19 protein-coding genes and 1 pseudogene are annotated in these 21,827 nt (G+C 29.4%); 10 read left to right on the top strand and 10 right to left on the bottom strand.

The annotated features are described in order from the left end of the window. Window positions 1-74: 74 nt before the first annotated feature. Entirely contained in the window at window positions 75-1,469 is a 1,395-nt protein-coding gene (locus LQ675_RS11930; protein ID WP_058611747.1) for an NAD(P)H-binding protein, read from the bottom strand. 679 nt (window positions 1,470-2,148) lie between these two features. On the opposite strand from LQ675_RS11930, the gene LQ675_RS11925 reads away from it, so the two are divergent. The 4 genes and pseudogenes from LQ675_RS11925 (at window position 2,149) to LQ675_RS11910 (ending at window position 5,636) form a co-directional block, all read left to right on the top strand. Then, window positions 2,149-2,463, top strand: coding sequence for an ArsR/SmtB family transcription factor (locus LQ675_RS11925; RefSeq protein ID WP_058611746.1), 315 nt, complete (start codon window positions 2,149-2,151; stop codon window positions 2,461-2,463). After that, on the top strand, window positions 2,463-3,752 hold the full coding sequence (gene arsB / locus LQ675_RS11920) for an arsenite efflux transporter membrane subunit ArsB (RefSeq protein WP_239727583.1): 1,290 nt from the start codon (window positions 2,463-2,465) through the stop codon (window positions 3,750-3,752). The genes LQ675_RS11925 and arsB overlap by 1 nt, the downstream gene beginning before the upstream one ends. 17 nt (window positions 3,753-3,769) lie before the next feature. Beyond that, window positions 3,770-4,165 carry an arsenate reductase (thioredoxin) gene (arsC, locus tag LQ675_RS11915; protein ID WP_058611744.1) on the top strand — a complete coding sequence of 132 codons (396 nt, stop codon included), beginning with the start codon at window positions 3,770-3,772 and terminating at the stop codon, window positions 4,163-4,165. Between the two features lie 235 nt (window positions 4,166-4,400). Beyond that, window positions 4,401-5,636, top strand: a pseudogene (locus LQ675_RS11910) (IS256 family transposase). 106 nt (window positions 5,637-5,742) lie between these two features. Here the strand turns inward: LQ675_RS11910 and LQ675_RS11905 are convergent. The 4 genes from LQ675_RS11905 to chrA all read right to left on the bottom strand — a co-directional run bounded on the left by LQ675_RS11905 (window position 5,743) and on the right by chrA (window position 10,082). Further along, a complete protein-coding gene (locus LQ675_RS11905; protein WP_239727581.1) occupies window positions 5,743-6,894 on the bottom strand; it encodes a zinc-dependent alcohol dehydrogenase in 1,152 nt (383 codons plus the stop codon). A gap of 177 nt (window positions 6,895-7,071) precedes the next feature. Further along, window positions 7,072-7,587 (bottom strand): type 1 glutamine amidotransferase domain-containing protein, encoded by a 516-nt coding sequence (locus tag LQ675_RS11900; protein WP_058611740.1) that lies wholly within the window; start codon window positions 7,585-7,587, stop codon window positions 7,072-7,074. A gap of 185 nt (window positions 7,588-7,772) precedes the next feature. After that, window positions 7,773-8,810: a 2,3-butanediol dehydrogenase gene (locus tag LQ675_RS11895; protein ID WP_239727578.1), complete on the bottom strand. Its 1,038-nt coding sequence runs from the start codon at window positions 8,808-8,810 to the stop codon at window positions 7,773-7,775. A gap of 108 nt (window positions 8,811-8,918) precedes the next feature. Beyond that, window positions 8,919-10,082 (bottom strand): chromate efflux transporter, encoded by a 1,164-nt coding sequence (chrA, locus tag LQ675_RS11890; protein WP_239727576.1) that lies wholly within the window; start codon window positions 10,080-10,082, stop codon window positions 8,919-8,921. A 367-nt stretch (window positions 10,083-10,449) separates the two neighbouring features. On the opposite strand from chrA, the gene LQ675_RS11885 reads away from it, so the two are divergent. Together LQ675_RS11885 and LQ675_RS15010 are read left to right on the top strand one after the other, a co-directional pair. Beyond that, window positions 10,450-10,989, top strand: coding sequence for a hypothetical protein (locus LQ675_RS11885; RefSeq protein WP_058611737.1), 540 nt, complete (start codon window positions 10,450-10,452; stop codon window positions 10,987-10,989). A 78-nt stretch (window positions 10,990-11,067) separates the two neighbouring features. Further along, window positions 11,068-11,202, top strand: a complete 135-nt coding sequence (locus LQ675_RS15010; RefSeq protein ID WP_255307886.1) for a hypothetical protein — start codon at window positions 11,068-11,070, stop codon at window positions 11,200-11,202. A gap of 915 nt (window positions 11,203-12,117) precedes the next feature. On the opposite strand, the gene LQ675_RS11880 is transcribed toward LQ675_RS15010, so the two are convergent. From LQ675_RS11880 to LQ675_RS11870, 3 genes are all read right to left on the bottom strand, one after another. After that, window positions 12,118-12,756, bottom strand: a complete 639-nt coding sequence (locus LQ675_RS11880) for a LysE family translocator (RefSeq protein ID WP_239727573.1) — start codon at window positions 12,754-12,756, stop codon at window positions 12,118-12,120. Window positions 12,757-12,942: 186 nt separating this feature from the next. After that, window positions 12,943-13,290 carry an ArsR/SmtB family transcription factor gene (locus tag LQ675_RS11875; RefSeq protein WP_065381430.1) on the bottom strand — a complete coding sequence of 116 codons (348 nt, stop codon included), beginning with the start codon at window positions 13,288-13,290 and terminating at the stop codon, window positions 12,943-12,945. 18 nt (window positions 13,291-13,308) lie between these two features. After that, a complete protein-coding gene (locus tag LQ675_RS11870; protein WP_239727569.1) occupies window positions 13,309-13,926 on the bottom strand; it encodes a CadD family cadmium resistance transporter in 618 nt (205 codons plus the stop codon). 367 nt (window positions 13,927-14,293) lie between these two features. Between LQ675_RS11870 and LQ675_RS11865 the strand changes: the two genes are divergently transcribed. From LQ675_RS11865 to LQ675_RS11850, 4 genes are all read left to right on the top strand, one after another. Further along, window positions 14,294-14,839, top strand: coding sequence for an NAD(P)H-binding protein (locus LQ675_RS11865; RefSeq protein WP_239727566.1), 546 nt, complete (start codon window positions 14,294-14,296; stop codon window positions 14,837-14,839). 327 nt (window positions 14,840-15,166) lie between these two features. After that, the gene (locus tag LQ675_RS11860; RefSeq protein WP_239727562.1) at window positions 15,167-15,394 is read left to right on the top strand and encodes a hypothetical protein; all 228 of its coding nucleotides are present in this window, start codon (window positions 15,167-15,169) and stop codon (window positions 15,392-15,394) included. 731 nt (window positions 15,395-16,125) lie between these two features. Beyond that, a complete protein-coding gene (lip, locus tag LQ675_RS11855; protein ID WP_239727560.1) occupies window positions 16,126-18,264 on the top strand; it encodes a YSIRK-targeted triacylglycerol lipase in 2,139 nt (712 codons plus the stop codon). A 760-nt stretch (window positions 18,265-19,024) separates the two neighbouring features. Beyond that, window positions 19,025-19,477 carry a MarR family winged helix-turn-helix transcriptional regulator gene (locus LQ675_RS11850; RefSeq protein ID WP_239724304.1) on the top strand — a complete coding sequence of 151 codons (453 nt, stop codon included), beginning with the start codon at window positions 19,025-19,027 and terminating at the stop codon, window positions 19,475-19,477. Window positions 19,478-19,725: 248 nt separating this feature from the next. Here the strand turns inward: LQ675_RS11850 and LQ675_RS11845 are convergent, their stop codons facing one another. Beyond that, window positions 19,726-21,348 carry a poly(glycerol-phosphate) alpha-glucosyltransferase gene (locus LQ675_RS11845; RefSeq protein ID WP_239727544.1) on the bottom strand — a complete coding sequence of 541 codons (1,623 nt, stop codon included), beginning with the start codon at window positions 21,346-21,348 and terminating at the stop codon, window positions 19,726-19,728. 141 nt (window positions 21,349-21,489) lie between these two features. Beyond that, the coding region (locus LQ675_RS11840; protein WP_239732948.1) for a Rib/alpha-like domain-containing protein at window positions 21,490-21,827 on the bottom strand (338 nt) is incomplete at its 5' end.

Raw genomic sequence — 21,827 nt, 5'->3', positions numbered from 1 at the left:
CTTAAAATTTTTAAGAATGTAATATAGATTTTCATGTATATACCCCCTTGAATATTTACTATGATTCAAAGATATTAAATCTTATCTAAATTCAATTTATTAACTTTATATTCTATTGATTTTAGATGTATATTGTATAAAGTCATAACGTATAAGTGTATTCTTGCTTGCGTTAGTTTATAAATAATCCATGGAAGTGTAGGTTCATATTCATGAATAGCTACTATACATTCATTTTTATTTAGTACTCTACGAAACTCCATTCTCGCTCTACCTTTATTTTTATTTTTTGAAAATCCTCCCCCAGTTATATAGAGAAGTTGCCTATTTACATCTGAACGGGAGTCCGACTTTTCTAATATTAATATAGGGTTCTTTATAGGAAAAAGTGAAATCATGTATCTACCGTTAATGTATTTAGTAGAGATTATTTTATTATTAAGATTATTTAACCATTCCATATAATCATTTGCTATATCTTCTATAGTCATATGAGTAGGTATTCGAAACCTTTGAACAGATTTCACATTTTTTATCGTTTTACTTTTGTTTTTCTTTTTCTTACTCGATGATTCATTTTTTAATGCTAATTTAACACTTTCTTTAAATGTAGTTTTCCCATCGGATATCCCTTCTATATAATTCTTATTATCCATTCTCATATTATGAACTAAACTGTCCATAAGAGGATACACAATTTCTTTCTTTTCACCGCTAATAAGTCTTATCCAGTATTTAGAGAGAATCAAAGGTATAATCGGCAAATTAAACATTGGCATTTTTTTATTTAAAACACTAGCCGTTTGCTTAAATAAATCCTTATATGTCAACTCATCTGGACCACCAACATCAATTGATTCATTTAGTTTAGGCCTTCTTGATACGACTTTAGTAATTGAATTTATGACATCATCAATATAGATAGGATGTGTAATATTATTTGCCCATTTAGGTAACAACAATAATGGTAATCGTTGTGTCAATTTTTTTAAAATTGGATATGAAGAGCCGTTCGATCCAACTATTAAACCTGCTCTAAGTGTACTGACTGGCACTCCATATGAACCAAGTACTTTTTCACATTCTAATCGACTCTCTAAATGTCGAGAAAGATTATCCTCTTTTGGTATTAGACCACTCATATAAATAATGTGCTTAACACCTTCTTTTTTAGCAGCTCTTCCAAAATTATCAGCTAATAAAAAATCCATATCTTCAAATTTAGCTTGTGTAAGCTTAGAATTCGGCATCATTGAATGGACTAAGTAAATAGCAATATCAATATCTTTCATAACATTTTCAACATCAATTAATGAAAATATATCTGCTTTCTTCCAAGTTACATTCTTCTCATCTACTTTATTTTCTATATTTCTTGAAATAGCAATTATTTCATTTTCAACTTTTAATTTTTTCATCAAATTACTTCCAATGTATCCAGAAGCACCTGTTAATAATATACGCGCCATAACATTCATTCCTTTCAACTTTTAAATGATAGTTCTTACTTTAAATAGTTTGGGTTATTCTTATTAAATCATTGATTTTCTACATATTTATTTTTTTCTCTTTTTCATACTATAGAGTAAATACCCTTTTTAAATATTCGCTAACAAATATTTAGGTAATAGCATTTAAGCTTATAAATTAATTAAAACGATTCCATTTTTTAACTTAATGTCAGTTTCAGCTTTACTCAAACAAATAAAATTTATAATGATTCGTTAGAGCTAAAAGATTTTCACTATTACTGCACATAGTGATTGGAATAGTATCTAATTTAATCATTATTTTTTAAATTAACTTTATAATACCTGAGATATATTATGCTTATCATTAACTAACTTTATGCGTTTTTTCTAATTTTAAATAATTATATTATTTTATTTTTTTATAATAAATTTATTGTGTATCTATTTGTGTTCAGCCATATCTTCGGATACAAGATTTTCTTGAATATATTATGGAACTCTTTTTATATTTCTTTAGTTATCTCATTTTTCTAATAGATATATACAATGGTTTTGTTAATCAAGTTGTGGTGCGGCATATTTTCTGATTTTCAAACTCTATTTAGCCACTAGAACATATTACATAGACAAAAGTCAATATAGATGATAGTCTATGTAATGTCTAGGAGGTATATTTATGTCTTATAAAGAACTATCATCAATATTCAAAATTTTCTCTGATCCAAGTAGATTGGAAATACTAGATTTATTATCTTGTGGTGAGTTATGTGCTTGTGAGTTGTTAGAACACTTTCAGTTCTCACAACCTACCCTCAGTCATCACATGAAGTCATTAATAGATAACAATTTAGTTACTACTCGAAAAAATGGTAATAAACACATGTATCAACTTAATCACGCTATTTTAGATGATATTACTCAAAATTTAAAAGTTATTAATACATCTAATCAACGTTGCCTGTGTAAAAGTATGAAATCAGGTGAATGTTAATGACAATTTTTGCTATTGCTATTTTTCTTTTAACTTTAACCTTTGTAATTTGGCAACCAAAAGGTTTAGATATTGGTATTACAGCTTTAATTGGAGCTGTCGTTGCGATTATTATAGGGGTCGTAAGTTTTTCAGATGTAATAGAAGTAACAGGCATTGTTTGGAATGCTACTTTAACCTTTGTAGCTGTTATTCTTATTTCATTAATATTAGATGAAATTGGATTTTTTGAATGGTCCGCGATACATATGGTCAAAGCGTCAAACGGTAACGGCTTAAAAATGTTTGTTTTTATTATGTTATTAGGGTCAGTTGTAGCAGCATTTTTCGCCAATGATGGTGCAGCTTTAATCTTAACGCCCATTGTATTAGCGATGGTAAGGAATCTAGGATTTAATAAAAAAATGATTTTCCCCTTTATTATTGCCTGTGGTTTTATTGCAGATACTACATCACTGCCCTTAATTGTAAGTAACTTAGTTAATATTGTTTCTGCAGATTACTTTGATATTGGATTTGTTGATTATTTTAGTCGAATGATTATTCCTAATATATTCTCTCTGATTGCTAGTATCCTTGTTTTATGGTTATATTTCAGAAAATCTATACCTAAAAGGTTCGATACAGAAAATCTTTCAGACCCTAAAAATGCAATTAAAGACCCTAAATTATTTAAGCTTTCATGGATTGTATTAGCATTACTACTTGTGGGTTATCTTGTTAGTGAGTTTATTCAAATACCTGTGTCAATCATTGCTGGTATTATTGCTCTTATCTTTGTAATATTAGCTCGTAAATCTAAAGCAGTTCATACAAAACAAGTCATTAAAGGAGCACCATGGAATATTGTTGTATTCTCTATTGGTATGTACCTTGTTGTGTTTGGACTAAAAAATGTAGGTATTACAACGATTCTTGGGGATATCCTAACAAATATTTCAAGTTATGGGTTGTTCAGCAGTATTATGGGTATGGGCTTTATAGCTGCTTTCTTATCTTCAATCATGAACAACATGCCAACTGTTTTAATAGATGCAATAGCGATTGGTCAATCCAGTGCTACAGGTATATTAAAAGAAGGTATGATTTATGCGAATGTCATAGGTTCTGATTTAGGACCTAAAATAACACCGATTGGTTCTTTAGCAACATTATTGTGGCTACATGTCTTAACACAAAAAGGTGTGAAGATTTCGTGGGGAACATACTTTAAAACTGGAATTATCATTACTATTCCAGTCCTATTTGTAACACTCTTAGGTTTATACCTTACACTAATCATATTTTAAGAAAAGAGGCTTTAATTATGGATAAGAAAACAATTTATTTTATATGTACAGGAAACTCTTGTCGTAGCCAAATGGCTGAAGGTTGGGGAAAGGAAATATTGGGTGAAGATTGGAATGTCTATTCTGCTGGTATTGAAACGCATGGTGTTAATCCTAAAGCAATAGAAGCTATGAAAGAAGTAGATATTGATATATCAAACCATACCTCCGACTTGATTGATAATAATATTTTAAAACAATCAGAATTGGTCGTAACGTTATGTAGTGATGCAGACGATAATTGTCCTATTTTACCACCAAACGTTAAAAAAGAGCATTGGGGTTTTGAGGATCCAGCAGGTAAAGAATGGTCAGAATTTCAACGTGTTAGAGACGAGATTAAATTAGCTATAGAAAAGTTTAAATTGAGATAATAATAAACACCTCTTATTAACTAAATAAGGGGTGTTTTGCCATTTAAAAAACAAAATTTGTGCCATATAACTCCAAAAATGACAGCCGAATAAAAACTTACAGGTGAGGAAATCGCAAAAAAACAGGGAGTGTAAAAAGTGTTGGTTAAAACTCAAACCAACTACTTTTTACGGATACCAAGCTAAATACTATGCATAGTGTTAAAATACACTTAATAAAACTTGGAGGTTTGTTATGGCTAGAAAAAAACGAGATCCTAAATCTGTCGAACTTGCTAATAAAATTATTGCTGAGTATGCACCTGAATCTGTTGAAGATATGGAAAATGCACTAAAAGATGTTTTTGGACCTATGTTTGAAGCTATGTTACAAGGTGAAATGAATAACCACTTAGGATATTCTTCGAATGATAAATCTGACAAAACTACTGAAAATAGACGCAATGGATATGGGAATAAAATACTTAATACCACTAAAGGTAACATTGAAATCAATGTCCCAAGAGATAGAGATGCCTCATTTGAACCACAGTTAATAAAGAAACGTCAGCGTGATGTTTCTGAAATCGAAGATAAAGTAATTTCTATGTATGCCAAGGGCATGTCACAACGTGATATTTCTTCAACAATAGAAGATATCTATGGTTTCTCTGTATCTCATGAAATGATCTCTGATATTACTGATGCTGTTATTCCTGAAATGGAAGAATGGCAAGCTAGACCGTTGGAAAAGTGCTATACATTTATATTTGTGGATTGTTTATATACTAAAATTAGAACTGATTATGAAATTAAAGAATATGCAGTATACACTATTCTAGGGTACACGATTGATGGAAAGAAACAAATACTTGGTTTATGGCTTAATGAAACAGAAAGCAAGCATAAGTGGATGCAAATATTTGATGAAATAAAGGCTCGTGGTGTCGAAGACATCTTCTTTTTATCTATGGATGGTGTTTCTGGCTTAGAATCCGGAGTTAAGGCTATTTTTCCTAAAACAATTGTTCAAAGATGTATTGTACATTTAGTTAGAAATTCTATTAAATACGTACCAAGTAAAGACTATAAAGCTTTTACTTCTTTATTAAGAAAGGTTTATGGGGCAACATCACTTAAAGCTTGTCATACTGCTTTTGAAGCATTTAAACAACAATGGTCTCAATATCCTGGTGCGGTTGAAGTTTGGAAACGTAACTTCACTCACGTTGAACAGCTGTTTGATTATGGTAGTAATATTCGTAAAATCATGTATACAACTAACGCGGTAGAAAGTATTCATTCTAGTTACCGAAAGGTTACAAAAAAAGGTGCATTCCCAAATGAGAATGCACTCTTAAAATTACTCTTTATTCGAACGAAAGAACTTCAAAAGAAATGGTCCACTGGTTAAATTCCAAACTGGTCTATGGTTATGAACCAGCTTCTTTTACATGATCAAATTAAGGATAGAGTTATTAAGTATCCTTGAATAACTTACACACTTAATTTAACAAAGCCCCTTTTTTTAATGAGATAAACTATCTCCTCTAACAATATCCAATAATTTAATAGTCGAGAACAAAAGTTTTTATAGTCTATTCTGGTTTAAATACAACCTTTATGTTGTTATCCTTCTTCTGATCAAATACTTTGTAAGCTTCGTCTGCCTCTTCAAGTGGGAAAGTATGTGTAATAATTTCTGTAGGATCAAATACTTCATCTTTAATCATCTCGTAAAGTTTAGGCATTAGATGAATAACAGGAGCCTGTCCACTTGTTACTGTAATATCACGGTTAAATATTAAATCTATAGGGAAATTATCAGCAGGTGATCCATATATACCGGTAAGCTGTATTGTCCCAAACTTTCTTACTGATTCAGTAGCAGTAAGTATAGGACTTATTGTTCCACGTTGTTGAGAATGCTCAGATAGCTCTTGTTCTGGACTCGATTGCTGTCCATCCATTCCTACACAATCAATAACAACATCTGCGCCACCTCGCGTTTTTTCTTTAAGAAGTTTACCTATTTCTTGTTCTTCATCAAAGTTATACACTTCAGCACCATTGTACTTTTTAGCGTGATTGAGACGATGCTGTACATTGTCAATCGCAATCACTCTCTCTGCACCTTTTAGTTTCGCAAACTTCTGCGCCATTAAACCGATAGGACCACAACCTAATACAATAACTGTATCTCCGGGTTTAACGCCTGAGTGTTCTACACTCCAGTAAGCAGTAGGTACAACGTCTGATAAGAATAAAACTTGCTCATCTTTTAGATTGTTATCGGGAACCTTAAACGAAGAAAAGTCAGCATGAGGTACTCTTAAGTATTCTGCCTGTCCGCCCCAGTGATTACCATGAAGATTACCAAAACCGAATAGTCCACCATTATCTAACTTCCAGTTCGCTGGTGTTTCATTAGAATTGTCACACTGAGATTCCATGTCGTTATTGCAGTAGAAACAATCCCCGCACCCAATATTAAAAGGTATTACCACACGATCTCCTTTCTTTAGTTTTTTTACATCTTTTCCTATCTCTTCAACAATACCCATCGGTTCATGTCCAATGACAAAACCAGGTTCCATGAATAAATCACCTTGATGATATAAATGTAAATCTGAACCACAAATCCCAGATGCTGTTATCTTTATAATTGCATCAGTTGATTCAATAATCTTAGCATCTTCAACTTTTTCCATCTTCATCTTCTTATGTCCTTGATAAGTGACTGCTTTCATAAAATAACACTCCATTCTAAATATTATTTAAAAGCATGCTAAACTATACCTTTTACCTTATAAACATAAACCTTTATAGAATCCATCATCTTACTAAGAATATCTTCATTTGTATTAATGATAACTATTTTATATAAAACTAAAGAGAAGACTGATAGTCTCCTCTTTAAAAAATGATTATTTTAATAAATTTACAGATTCACGGTTAAAGTCTTCTAAATCATCAGGTGTACGTGAAGTGACGATATTATCAGAAACTACAACTGATTCATCTACTACTGTTGCACCAGCGTTTTCTAAATCTTTACGAACTGATAAGAAACTCGTTAATTTTTTACCTTTTAATAAGTCTGTATCGATTAATAGCTGTGGTCCATGACAAATCGCAAATACAGGCTTTTCATTTTGAACGAAATGTTTTGTAAATTCCCCAAAACGACCTTCTTCATCTCCACGTAACATATCTGGTGAGAATCCCCCTGGGATAAGTAATGCGTCAAAATCTTCAGGTTTTATATCGCTAATCGCTCTATCTACTGTTACTTCAGTATCTTCAGACTTACCTTTTACTGTACCTGTTTCTTTTCCTATTACAGTAATGTCATGTCCTTCGTTTTTTAAAGCCTCAACTGGACTTGTATATTCAACGTCTTCAAAATAATTATCTAGTACAACAGCAATTTTTTTTGCCATAAATAAATTCCTCCTAAAGTTATCAATAGTAATATATATACCCACTCCATAATCATTAAAACATATAAAGCTCCTAACAGTCTTATTTCAGGATTGAGAGATGGCTAAACACTTAGTAGTCAGTTGATCTATTATATATATTGATAAAAGTGAGGTAGTAAACTCATTAGTTGTTATAACCTATATTATAATTTAACAAGAATTTTGGATTGTGATTTATCATTTACAAGTTGTTTAAACCCTGATTCTACAATATCATTTAACTCAATTTCATCAGTGATGACATCTTTTACTTTTAAATTACCTTCATTAATCAAATCTATCGTTTGTTGAAATGTAGTAGGTGTATAAGCAATTGTTGAAGTAAGTTTTACACCTGTATTCGTTAATTGCATTGGGTTCCATTCAATAGGATGGCCGAATATAGAAACTATAACAACAATACCTCTTGCTTTAGTAACATCTATTGCTGATTTAAGTGTTTGGGCTACACCAGCTATCTCAAATGATACATCAACGCCGTTATCAGTGTATTTACTAATAATATCACTTGGATCTGATTCACTAGAATTTATAGTATGAGTGGCGCCTACTGCTTTAGCTTTATTAAGTCGTTCTTCTGATAAATCGAAAACAAATATTTTGCTAGCACCAGCTGCTTTGGCCGCTATTATTGTTAATAAACCAATTGGTCCAGCACCAAAAATAGCAACTGTATCGCCAAATAGAACTTCCCCTTCTTTAATTGCTTGAACTGCAACAGCTGTAGGTTCTACGAGAGCCCCTTCTTTATCTGAAACATTATCGGGTAATTCATAAACATTCTCTTCTGGGACATTTGTGAATTCTGCAAACCCACCATCAGAACCTAAGCCTATAAATGAATAACCATCATAAAGATCAATATTTTCTTCTTTTTTACGATTTGAAACTGTAGGGTTAATGACAACACGATCGCCTTTATTAAATTTTGTAACTTTAGAACCAATATCATCTACTATGCCTGCAAATTCGTGTCCTAATGTAACAGGAGCTTTTTGACCAAGAAATGGGTCTGGCTTATCTGTTGAAATAAATATAGGACCTTCTAAGTATTCATGTAAATCTGTACCACAAATTCCAGCCCAAGTCACTTTAACTTTGACTTCGTTGTCTTTTAAATCTTTAGATTTTCGCTCTTCAACTCGTACATCTTTCTTACCATACCAAACTGCTGCTCTCATTAATAAAACCTCCTTAGTTAATCTAATTTAATAGTATGCTCTTTTAAAGTGGTTTTCAAATAAATACCTTTTAATACTGTACTTCTAAATTATTTTATTTAAATTAGACTAATAAAATAGAATACCTAAAATAATACCTATTAAAACAATAGACCAAGAAGGAAATTTAAAATACATTAATAATACGAACAATAGACTACCTAAAGCAAAATCTAATTCTGATTTAATCGTTGACGTCCAAATTGGATTATAAAAAGCAGCAATAAGAATGCCGACTACGCCCGAACTTATACCTTTTAAAAAGCCTTCAGCATATATATTAGACTTAATATTATCCCAGAATGGCAAAATTCCAAATAGCAAAAGAAACGCAGGTAGAAAAATAGCAATAGTAGCAAAAATTCCCCCTGAAATTCCTTCTATAGACATACCAATATAGGAAGCAAACGTAAATAATGGACCGGGCACAGCTTGAGCAGCAGCATAACCAGTTAGGAAGTTATCTGGTGATATCAAACCTGATGGTACAAACTCATTTTTCAATAAAGGTAAGACAACATGTCCTCCCCCAAAAACTAAAGAACCCGATCTATAAAAACTATCAAACATTTTTAACCATAGATTATTGGTTATTGAACTAGCTATAGGTAATATAGTTAAGAGTAAAAAGAATAATGATAAAGAAACTAAACCTAATTTTTTAGGTAAGTTAAATGTTTTGTTTTTTATTTTATTTCTAGATGTTGTATCTTTTCTTAGAAAGATAAGACCATATACACCAGTTATTAATAGTGCAATAACTTGTATATAAAGATTATTTATTACTAATGCTAATATAAGTACAAATAATGCCAACGTAATAGTGGTTTTAGTATTTGTTAATTTTTTCCCCATACCAATAATAGCTTGAGCTACAATAGCAACAGCTACTAGTTTTAAACCTTGTATCCAAGTGAAATTCGCATCACTATTTGTAAATAGCATTGAAAATATCATTAGCATAATTACAGAAGGAAGAGTAAATCCTATAAATGAGATAATACCTCCTATGATTCCTCCTCTCATAGTTCCAATACCAATGCCTACTTGGCTACTTGCAGGACCAGGTAAAAACTGGCATAGTGCTACCAAATCAGAGTACTCTTTTTCATCAAGCCACTTTCTTTTCTTCACATACTCATCATAAAAATAACCTAAATGGGCAGTAGGTCCACCGAATGATAATAAACCAAGTTTTAATGCTACCAAAAAAATGTTTGTATATTTATTCATAAAGGGCTCCTTATATTTCGTTTGTTAACTCTTTTAATTTTCCATTTTTAGTTTTAATCATACATTTGTGTAAATTCTTTATGTGTGCTACAGAAAAACTAGTTAGATAATCTTCATTAATTTTACTCTCCCTTGTCTTCTAAATTATTAAGATAACGGTATATTGAGTGGTTTGGCTTATCACTTAAATATATTTAGAGACATTTAAATCATAATAATTATTGATGATTTTCTAATTTATAACTTTATTTTTAAAACCTGAATTACTAAAATGATAACGCAATTATACATCATTTATTTTATATTATTAACTATAGCTTGTATTATATAGGTAGAGTAGAAATAAGTTATTATAAGGAGGAATTTAATGTTAAATATTTTACAAGCAATTGGTTCAATTGGAACATTTATTATGGCGATTTTATATTTCGTTTCAGTAATGATACAAATAAGACAAATCAAGATTTCTTTTATACCATTCTTGACTTTCGATCAGATTATTATTGAACAAACTCAACGTTTGAAATTAAAGAATTTAACTGAATCTGATACTGACTATGTAAATACTGCTTTTAAACTACAAAATTTAGGTGGTGGGACTGCTAAAAATATTGATATAAAAGTTTATTTAGATGAAAATGAAAATGAAATTTTACAAGAAAAACATATAAATATTTTGCCTAGTAATAAATTTTATTTAATGCCTATTAATAAAAAGGCGTTTGAAGAGTTTGAAGATACAATTAAGAATAATGGCTATACAACTAATATGTATATAAATATAAAATATTTTAGCCAAATCTCTAAAAAGCAAAATAGTATCACATATAGAGTAAATATTGAGGAGTTTGTTAATTTAGATGATAAAGATTTGTATGAAATGACATTTGAGACTTTTAATTCATAAACCATAGTGAATTTCAAACGATAAGTATTTAATATTTCTGCAAAAACGAGTGAAATATCATACTAAGAAGAACAAATCATGAAAATTAGTAAACCACTTCAAGAAACAGGTTGGACTGAAGATGAGATTCATAAAAGACTAGATTCTATTATTGAAGAAGATAATGTCGATGTGACAGAGATTGAAGATATAGACGAAATAATAGAGGAATAAAAAAGCCCCATAACGGGGCTTTTTTATTAAAACATAATTGGAAAAATGATAGTACATAATCTAACATCTAGTATTCATTTAAAAGTTTTTTTCATACAAAAACCACTCTAGTTATTAGGAAGAGATCTAGAGTGGTAAAGCGAAATAAATCATTTAACTACAAGGAAAGATAAATTGGATGTTAAGCCCTTCCTCGTATAACCAAACTACCAAACAATTCTAAATATAGCAATATAAAATTGAAAAACTTACCCTATCATTAAAAATGATAGGGTAAGTTAATGGATTATTGTATATGAAAATTAAGTACATAAAATGTACTCATATATAGTAATACTACATCATTATATATTAATCAATAAAAAAACCTCCACATCATGGCATTGTGTAGAGGTTAAGTGTTTTAGGGTAACACAGTTTCATCTAACTACTATATCATTTCTTTATCCTATAAACAATAACACCTCACTAATTAGTGAGGTGAAAAAGGTATTACCAAATATGAGTTTAAATCTAAAACAGAGATATAGGTTTAAACTATATTAAGTATATCACTTTGGACACTCTAATCAAAATAAAAATCTACTCAAATAATCGAGTAGATTCTCCGCATAATTGTGTTTAATATGTCTACATACACATTAACATATAAATTCTTTTAAATATATACTCCGCTAGTAATGAACATGTTTCTAAAATCATTGAACTTTGTCATTTATTAAACAAACACACCCCACATTAGTGAGGTGTATGATAGAGACTTATTTATAATTTGATTAAATCAGGGGAAGTAACCAAATCTAATAAGATTATAGCATAATTTATAATGAAAAATAACTCTACCTAAATTACTTCTATATATTGTTCATTATGTTTGATTATCAAGGAGAAACTCGTTACAAAATCACAAAAAAATTAGCTTTTTTCTAAAGCTAAAAATAGACCTAATATTACCAAAATAGCACCACTAATTTTTTGCTGTAAAAGCATAGCAATTTTACTTTTAGCAAAATAACTAATTATCGAACTCGCTAAGAAAGATAAAATAAGATCAAATATAAATCCTGAAAAGGCAAAGCAAAAGCCTAAAAATACAAATTGAATAAAGATATTACCTGTATTTTCATTAACAAATTGAGGTAAAAACGTTAAAAAGAACAATGCAACTTTTGGATTGAAAACATTTGTAATAGCTCCCTGTATAAACGCTGATTTACCAGAAACAGGTACTTGTTCAATATTAGTATCAAAAAAACTTTTCTCTCTAAACCTCTTAACACCTAAATAAATAAGATAAACAGCCCCAATATATTTAACGATTTGAAATGCTAACGATGAAGCCATCAAAATAGAAGATATACCCAAAGCAGCTAAAAAGATATGAAACATTACGCCTAGTAGTATCCCTAAAGTTGTTAAAAATCCTAATCTCCTACCTCCTGAAATACTCCTACTTAAAATAAAAAACATATCTGGACCAGGAGCTATAATAATAATTACAACAGCAATCATAAATGCTGAAAATTGTGCTAATTCAATACCTAAAAATTCCACAATAACACTCCTTAAATTTATTACTTTATTCCAATTGCTTTATTGACATTGAGCCTCGGAACCCTTAACATCAATAAATTTTCTCTGTATAAATACGTGATCTATTTATTTTTCTTTTCTCCAAAATAGTAAGATAAAAACTACAACAAAAATCCCGATCCACATCAAGACAAGAAGGAACTCGTTTCAAAAACCCTCCTGATTTTTAGAGAAAAACTCTCTTATTTCATCGTCTTTAATAAAATAATATGCCATCTTTCCATCTTTATAAAAATCAAGTACGTCATTTTTATATAAAAGCCTTAAATGATGTGAAGTTGAAGCAACACTCATTTTCAATATCAAAGAAATATCGCAAACACACAACTCATCTTCTTTAATCAAAGATAATATGATTTTCAATTTCTTCTCATCACAAATTTTTTCTAAAATGGTAAGTAATTTCTTAGATTTATCATCTTCTAAAAAATTTAAAGCATTGTTAACTTTATCCTCATGTACACAGATCACATCACAAGCATTTTCATAACTCATATAAAATCACACCCTAAATTAAAATATAAAACCTAAAATTGTTTGAATAGTATCATTTTCAATAATAATAAATAAACCTAAAGCTATATAAATAACAGCCATAATCCAACGACTAAATTTCTCAACAATTTCCCCAACTCCTAGAATATTAGCTAATTTTTGTGCGGTAAATACTAAGAAGAAAATTAAAATTAAAAAGACAAACAAAGTAATTAATAAATTAGCAACACTTAATGTCAAAAAATACGGAACAAATAAACCAATATTATCAGCACCACAACTTGCTATCGTTACTATAGCAACAATACCAATTAATTTTGATAGCCCCTTCTCATTTAATTCTTTTTTAGCTCTTTTTTCTCCTTCACAATCATCATAAATTACTACTTTAATACCTAAATAAATCGGTATTAATCCTAATAATCCTAATATCCATTTTTCAGGAACATAATTTAATACATAAGCTAAAAACAAACTAACTAATATTAAAATAATAGAACCCAAATACTGACCAATATAAATATCTCGATATTCTTTCCTAGTCTTTGCTCTAGCAAAAAATATTAATAAAATCACTAATAAATCTACTGCAGTGGCAATATAAAGAATAGCAGCAGTTACAATAGTCTGAATCACAATTACACCTCATTCAAAAATATTTTTGAATATATTGTAACTTATATTTTCAAATAATTATAGATGCTTTATTCCAATTGCTTTATTGACGTTGAGCCTCGGGACCCTTAACAATCCCAAAACTTGTTGAATGGTCGGCTAAATAGCTCACGTTATGCCGACATTCGTCTACAAGTTTAGTTAAGGATTCTTCTCAACTTCAATAAATTTTCTCGGCATAAATGCATGTTCTTTCTTTGTCTGCTCTGTAGATCTAATATAAATGTCTATTGCCACTAATCATAATCAAAAACCCAAGCAAAACGCTTTGATTTTTAAAGAAAACGAGTAAATTAATAGAATAAGTAATAAAAAAGGAGAAGATAAAATGAAATATTTAATAACAAGCGCAACTGGAGATTTAGCAAATATAGCGACAAAAGAACTTGTTGAAATAGTAGGAGTAGACAATGTATCCGTTACTGTTCGTTCCCTTGATAAAGCACAATCTTTAGTTGATTTAGGAGTAGAAATACGACAAGCAGATTATTTTAATTTAGAATCATTGATTAAAGCTTTTGAAGGCATTGATAAAGTTTTATTTATATCTTCTGGAAATTTAGAAAGGCGACAAGAACAACATGAAAATGTAGTAAAAGCATTAAAAGAGTCAAACGTAAGTTTTGTTGCTTATACTTCAGCATCTAATGCAACAGAATCTGAATCTATAATCGCTCCTGACCACAAACTAACAGAAACATTAATTTCAGAATCAGGTATCGAACACGCATTTTTAAGAAACAACTGGTATCTTGAAAACGAATTTCTTTTATTAGAAGCTGCAAAAAAAGGAGAAGACTTCAAACATTCAGCTGGTAATGGAAAAGTAGGATGGGCTCTTAAAAAAATTATGCAATTGCAGCTGCACGTATAATATCAGAATTAGCACCTAAGCAAGAAATATATGAATTAGGTGGTACACCTATTACCTATGAAGAATTAGGAAAAATATTAGATTTAAATATTAATCTGATAAATGTAAACGAAAAGGAAAACAAAAAAATCTTAGAAGAATCTAATCTACCTAGTGACCTTATCGATTTTACTTTAGCTATACAAAAAGACATAAAAGAAAATCATTTAAATTTATATAGCAATGACTTAGAAAAGGTACTTAATCAAAAACAAACACCATTACAAGAAATACTAGATAAAAAACAGTAATAACAGAAAATATATACAATCAAAAAGAGGGATGTATATGAAATTTAGAAGTATTCAAAATAAAGACTATACTGCTTGTGCTAAAAATTTAGTTTCAGCTTATGAGGGAGATCCATGGTATAACAAATGGACTGAAAAAGAAGCATTACTTAGAATTGAAGCCACAATGAGCGGATTTAATTCTATAAGGTTTACTTCTAGTATAGTGAAAGAAATATTATTTACTTTACATATTAATTTTTATATCTTTGTTTTAATAATCTGATAAGTATTAAAACAGATGACGTACAATTACTATTTATATTTAACCTAGCATAGTAGAGAATAACCTTTTTCCACGAAATAATTACAAATGCTATTGAGGTTGAACACTATAATGATGAAGGTGAGACGATTATTAATTTGATTTATAGATACGTAACTTTTATAACCCTAAAATTATAATTTCTTAGCGTTAATAAATGAACTTTTGTAAATTGAATTTACATCCTTATTATAATTTATAGTATATTTCTAATCGGTAAATATTTTTTGTTGATTCATTTATGAATTCTTTCAGTTTATTCTATTTGGATGCTCTACTTAAAAAAATATATATCTAAATACATAAATTTAATATTTTTTAAGAGTAGACACATTGTTATATTTATATACTTTTATTCCATATTTTATTATCCGCATTAATTTTATATGCCTTTAAAATACATATTCCTTATATGGTTTAAATAAATTATTGACAACGCTTTCATATATCGATATAATTTATTTAATTTTAATCAACAACGTTGATTGTTTATCTCATATGTATTTTATTTTACATATAGTAAATTTTTTTCATCGTTATTGAAAGCGTTTACAATTTTATAAGTTATGAAAGGATGATTACTTTGGATAATATTGGAGTGGTATTTAGTAAGATTTTTGGATTTATTCCACGTATAATTATCAATATTTTTATATAGTTTATATTAAAAATAATTAATAGAGGTGATATTAATGAAGGTAAGTCAAAATAGATATAGTATTCGTAAATTTAGTGTAGGACTAGCATCTACCTTAGTAACGTCATTATTATTCATGGGAGGTCTCACTGCACAAGCAGCAGAAACAAAACATGAAGTGGGGAATTCTCATACAGCAACAGTACAATCTATTGGGTATAATCATCAAAGCACCCATATAGAAAAGGTTTCATCAACAGAATCATCAACTACTGAGTCACAAAATAATAATGATGAAATTGATAATTCGTTAAGCATACATAATAAAAATAAACCAATTGAGAGAGAGAACGACACCAAAGATACAATCTCAATTAATGAAATGACTAATCCTGAACAAAATTTAACTACAGAGCCATTGACGGTTAAAACGCAGCAAGTAGCTGAAACAAATTCTAAAGCAAACTCCCAAAATCAATCATCTCAAGAAGCTACATCATCAGATAATGAAAACAACAATTCTCAAAAGCCTGAAATATCAAAAGAAGAAATTACAAGAGGCCAATTAACTGCATCATCTGGTACTAAAAATACAATATCTCAAAAGTATACACCTTCAGTTGAAACAAAAGAACATGCATCTATTACTAAAGTTCAAACACCAAAACAAGACGACGTACCTAAAAAAGATGATACATCTACTGAATTAAAAAGAAATAAAATTAATAAAGCGTCATCAAATGAAACTAACGCAAATGCTGAAATACTAGCAGACAGAACAAAGAAAACACTAAATAAGACTGAAAAAGAAGATATCAAAACATCAATGACATCACGTGCAGACATGAATACTGAAGACATTTCAGATAATAGTATAGCCAATGAAAAACTCGCAAACAAAGACGCTAAAAATCAAAAAGATGAACAAACCGATTTAGATACACTAAAAAATAATACAGTTCCCACAGTAAATAATCAAAATAGAACACAATCTTCATCAACAACTAAAGATCAGACTAATAAAGTTGCTAAACAAACCCAGTACAAAAATCAAGATCCTATTATTCTTGTTCATGGTTTTAATGGCTTTACTGATGATATTAACCCCAATGTCTTATCACACTATTGGGGTGGAGACAAACTAAATATCCGACAATATTTGGAGGAAAATGGATATAATTCTTATGAAGCAAGTATTAGTGCATTTGGTAGTAACTATGATAGAGCGGTAGAGCTTTATTATTACATTAAAGGTGGTACTGTAGATTATGGTGCTGCTCATGCTGAAAGATATGGACATGAACGTTATGGCAAAACATATGAAGGCGTTTATCAAGATTGGCAACCTGACCAAAAAGTACATCTAGTGGGACATAGTATGGGCGGTCAAACTATTCGTCAATTAGAAGAATTATTAAGAAATGGTAGTAAAGAAGAAATTGCATATCAAAAGACACATGGTGGCGATATTTCTCCTTTATTACAAGGGGGGCACGATAATATGGTTTCCTCAATTACGACATTAGGTACACCACATAATGGTACACACGCCTCTGATAAATTGGGTAATGAGCCCATTGTTCGTCAAATTGCGTTTGATCTAGGTAAAAAACTTGGTAATAAATACTCTCGTGTAGACTTCGGTCTATCTCAATGGGGTTTAATACAACAACCTGGAGAATCTTATTTATCATACCTTTCACGAGCTAAAACTTCTAAACTATGGCAAACAAAAGATAATGCTTTTTACGATTTAACACGTGATGGTGCCACAGATCTTAATCGTAAAACATCACTCAATCCTAATATCGTATACAAAACGTATACAGGTGAAGCAACACACCCTACATTATCGGGTAAATATAAAGCGGACTATAATCTTTTCTTACCATTCACAGCTACGGCAAATGTCATTGGTAAAGCACCAGAGAAAGAATGGAGAGAAAACGATGGACTTGTTTCTGTAATTTCATCTCAACATCCATTTAATCAAGCTTATACAGAAGCAACAGATGTTAATCAAAAAGGTATCTGGCAAGTAACACCAACAAAACACGACTGGGATCATGTCGATTTTGTGGGTCAAGATAGTAAAGATACAAATCGTAATCAAAAAGAACTACAACAATTCTGGTACGATTTAGCTGATGATTTAGTTCAAAGTGAAACACTCACTTCAACTCAAAACGATTAAATTTAAACATGTATAAAAAGAAAGGTGGTTGTATCTTATGTCTGGAGATATCTTTCAATTATTTTCCTCATTTTTTAAAGTCATAAATTCATTATTCTTTTAATTAAACATACAAAAAGCACCACCCAATGAATAGGAATGTTCACATATCATTGGGTGGTGCTTTTTAATGTCAAGTTTTATAAGATAGTGCTTAATTAAAGGGACATATAAGTTACATTTCAATTATGTAGTAGTAATTTCAAAAGTAGTAGAAAACTTAATCTAAATGGTTAAAAAAATTAAGCAAGAACAAAAAACAAGGTAATGACTTAGATTTAAGTGTTAAGGACATTGGTTTTTTTATGCTGCATTAGTTTTATATGAAACAGTTAAGCAGTTAATGGGTGATAAAGAATTAAGAGACATTCAACATATATTAACTATAACTATTAGTTACAGAATACTGGTTGTGTATGGCTGGGTAGACTAAAACGGTTATAATATACCTTATACCTAAAATTACAGAGTACTAAAACTATCTTATTTGCCATCTCTCGATGAGTTCCCCTTATCAATAGTTCTGCTAAAATTATACACTATAATAATTATAAAACCACCGAAACAATTGTCCAAAATATAATTTATATAATGTTGTATAAAACAACAATATTTTTTTATAAATTTCTTATTTAACCTTTATTTAATTGTCATATTTTGGTAAAATTATTTTATAAAAGATACTTTACTTATATTAACAATAGAAAGAGGGATTGTTTTTATGGTTATTAAAGAAGAAACTCAATTTAAAATTGAATTTAGAAACACTATTCTCAATTTAAATGAAAATGTTGATTCACTAGTTAAAAAAACAACTAATAATTGTGGATATTCAGTTAAGGTATGTAAATTGATATATTTTATTAAATTTCATGATGGATTAAACTTAAATGAATTAAGCATAAAATTTAATGATGATAAAGGGAACTTAAGTAGATTAATTGATAAATTAATAAATTTAGGATTTCTAGAGAAAAAAAAGGAAATTGATGACAAAAGAAAAACGTATATATTTATAACTAAGAAAGGGGAGAATATGATTAATGATGTACAAGAAGAATGTTCAAAAATTATAGATGAACTTTTAATCATCTATAATGATAAAGAAAAAGCTAATTTTATACATTTGATGAAAAGGCTTGATGCTCATATTACTAATTTATTGAGGGATTAAGTGATTTCATTTAATTTAAAAGGAAAAAATATTTAAATTATATCAATAAACCTCCACAATGTTTTTTTACAATTATTTTTCAACAACTTAGATTCTAATTATTAATTACATTTTAATATTTAATACCAGGACTGGAATCAATCCTAGTATTAAATATTATATTATATTAATTTGATAGTATGAAATATATACCATAGTCTTCCTATAATTATTTAAATAAGAAGGTTTATACGAGTAATACTTATAATTTAAATATAAATATTAGTTTTTTTAGTGCTAAATACTTTTTGATATTGAACATACTTTGATAAATAGTGTTCAATATCATCAATCCTTACTCTGTACCCATGATGCTTAATGAAGAAAGAATTCACAATGCGTGCTGGATTTTTAAAGTACATTGCAATTTCAGGATAAAAGTAGCCTATTCTTTCATAATCAGCTCTTAAATGTATTGTATTAATGAATTTTTCTTCATCTAAATAAGTTTCAACAAGTTCAGCATATCCTGTCTTTTTAGCTTTTTCGACTAAGTGATAAGTCGCCATTAACATTTCTAAAAATGTTGGGAATGTCGTTTCCCTTTGTTGCATATAATCTAAATAACTCGATACGTTCTGAATGCCAAATTTATAATATTTCTCTTGTGGATCAATTTGTACTAATTCATTTGTACAATATCCTAACCAGTGATCATGATATTTCCAATATTTTTTCTCTATAAACATTTCGAATAACATTTTGACAGTATTCACCCATTCTTCATTATGATCAATTTGATAAAGTCTTAATAATGCTAAAGCAGCTTCACCATCATAATATACAATTCTGAATTGTTCTTTAGTCGTTAAATCAGGATAATTTAATACATGAATCGTTTGTTGTTGATCATCAATCATCGTCAATATCCCTTTAGCAACTTTCTGTGCAGCTTCTAAATATTGATTTTTCTCAGGTACGTGCTTTAAATATTCACAAATCGCGAAGATAAATGCAGCATTTTGACCTAATTTTATTTCATTCACACCTTCAGTATCATCAAAAATATATCCCGCACCATCAACTTCAAATAAATAATGTTTGATTAAATAATCAATCGCCTTTTCTACAATCGTCACATCTTCATTTAAATAACTCAGACCTTCTATTAATGCATATGTTGATGATGAATGACGTAAATTATTATAAAATCCTATTTCTTTATCGAAATGTGGAAAATAACCATAAATATACTTTCCGTTATCTTGAATTTGATTTTTCAAAAAATGAGTACTTGTCTCAATTAATCGATCAATTTCTTCATTAATATTATCAATTTTTCTTAGACCTTTACGATATCCCTTTTCTTCTAATTCAATAAGTTGATCTTTTTCAATAAAATAGCTTTTCGTGTAGAACTTATAAACATCTTCATTTTCATAATTACGATGTGTGAAATATTTTCTTATTCTTTTATACTTTTTAATATAGTTGTTAATGTTCTTCTCAGACATGAAAAGCTCTTTACTATTAGGTTCTGGTCTTATAAATGCATTGTTATTAATTTCTTCAGGTAAGAATTCTAACTCCCAATTATTATCTAATGAAAAGCCATATTCTACATAATTTCTACGTGTATGAGTTAAATCATGCTTTAATTGTTCATATTTAATTTTTTCAATTGATGTAACGAAATCTATTTTGATCCATTCGGCTTTTTTACCAGTATTTTTTCGAAATGCTTCTATATATTTTTTAATATTTCGGTCATCATTATGTGATTTAAACATTTTTACTAAAGCCTTTTGGGAAGGATGACCAATACTAACAAAAATTTTTTCTGCATCTGAATGACTATTGAATAAATTCTTTAGTTGATTAGATATATCCATTCATTACATACCTTTCTGTATTAACTTTTATAAAAACTAGCCTAAATCTATTTTATTAATGAAAATTATGACACTATCCTAAAAATCATAGAGGCTGGGACAAAAAATTTGCCCCAGCCATAAAATTTCATTTATATAATTCTAGTTATTTTCTTTGTTGTCTTTTTTGCGACGACCAAGTAAGAATAATGATCCAATTCCAGCAAATAAACCGCCGAATAAAGCACCGTTATTTATTGGTTGTTCACCAGTGTCTGGTAATTTCTTATCATTATTTGATTTATCATGATCATCTGTAGTTGCAGCTTTTGCAATGCCGTTTCCATCATTGTTGTTTGAATCAGTTGAACCCATTCCCATATCTGAATCGCTGTCTGCTTCTTCACCGACTGTTACTGGTACTTTAATGTGATCTGTTGTGCCATCTGGATATGTTACTGTCACATCTACTTCTGTTGTACCTGGTGTTTTACCATCCG

This window comes from Mammaliicoccus sp. D-M19, from assembly GCF_022386695.1.
Classification (GTDB): Bacteria; Bacillota; Bacilli; order Staphylococcales; family Staphylococcaceae; genus Mammaliicoccus; species Mammaliicoccus sciuri.
The sequence above is the reverse complement of the archived record's forward strand: the minus strand, read 5'-3'. Positions and strand labels throughout refer to the sequence as shown.

Coding starts and splice junctions, on each gene's coding strand:
- LQ675_RS11895 (WP_239727578.1), bottom strand. CDS start 8,810: ATGAGAGCAGCAGTTTGGTATGGTAAGAAAGATGTACGAGTTGAAGAG.
- LQ675_RS11845 (WP_239727544.1), bottom strand. CDS start 21,348: ATGGATATATCTAATCAACTAAAGAATTTATTCAATAGTCATTCAGAT.
- LQ675_RS11875 (WP_065381430.1), bottom strand. CDS start 13,290: ATGAGTTATGAAAATGCTTGTGATGTGATCTGTGTACATGAGGATAAA.
- LQ675_RS15010 (WP_255307886.1), top strand. CDS start 11,068: ATGAAAATTAGTAAACCACTTCAAGAAACAGGTTGGACTGAAGATGAG.
- chrA (WP_239727576.1), bottom strand. CDS start 10,082: ATGAATAAATATACAAACATTTTTTTGGTAGCATTAAAACTTGGTTTA.
- LQ675_RS11850 (WP_239724304.1), top strand. CDS start 19,025: ATGGTTATTAAAGAAGAAACTCAATTTAAAATTGAATTTAGAAACACT.
- LQ675_RS11885 (WP_058611737.1), top strand. CDS start 10,450: ATGTTAAATATTTTACAAGCAATTGGTTCAATTGGAACATTTATTATG.
- LQ675_RS11860 (WP_239727562.1), top strand. CDS start 15,167: ATGAAATTTAGAAGTATTCAAAATAAAGACTATACTGCTTGTGCTAAA.
- LQ675_RS11865 (WP_239727566.1), top strand. CDS start 14,294: ATGAAATATTTAATAACAAGCGCAACTGGAGATTTAGCAAATATAGCG.
- LQ675_RS11905 (WP_239727581.1), bottom strand. CDS start 6,894: ATGAAAGCAGTCACTTATCAAGGACATAAGAAGATGAAGATGGAAAAA.
- LQ675_RS11930 (WP_058611747.1), bottom strand. CDS start 1,469: ATGGCGCGTATATTATTAACAGGTGCTTCTGGATACATTGGAAGTAAT.
- LQ675_RS11925 (WP_058611746.1), top strand. CDS start 2,149: ATGTCTTATAAAGAACTATCATCAATATTCAAAATTTTCTCTGATCCA.
- arsB (WP_239727583.1), top strand. CDS start 2,463: ATGACAATTTTTGCTATTGCTATTTTTCTTTTAACTTTAACCTTTGTA.
- arsC (WP_058611744.1), top strand. CDS start 3,770: ATGGATAAGAAAACAATTTATTTTATATGTACAGGAAACTCTTGTCGT.
- lip (WP_239727560.1), top strand. CDS start 16,126: ATGAAGGTAAGTCAAAATAGATATAGTATTCGTAAATTTAGTGTAGGA.
- LQ675_RS11900 (WP_058611740.1), bottom strand. CDS start 7,587: ATGGCAAAAAAAATTGCTGTTGTACTAGATAATTATTTTGAAGACGTT.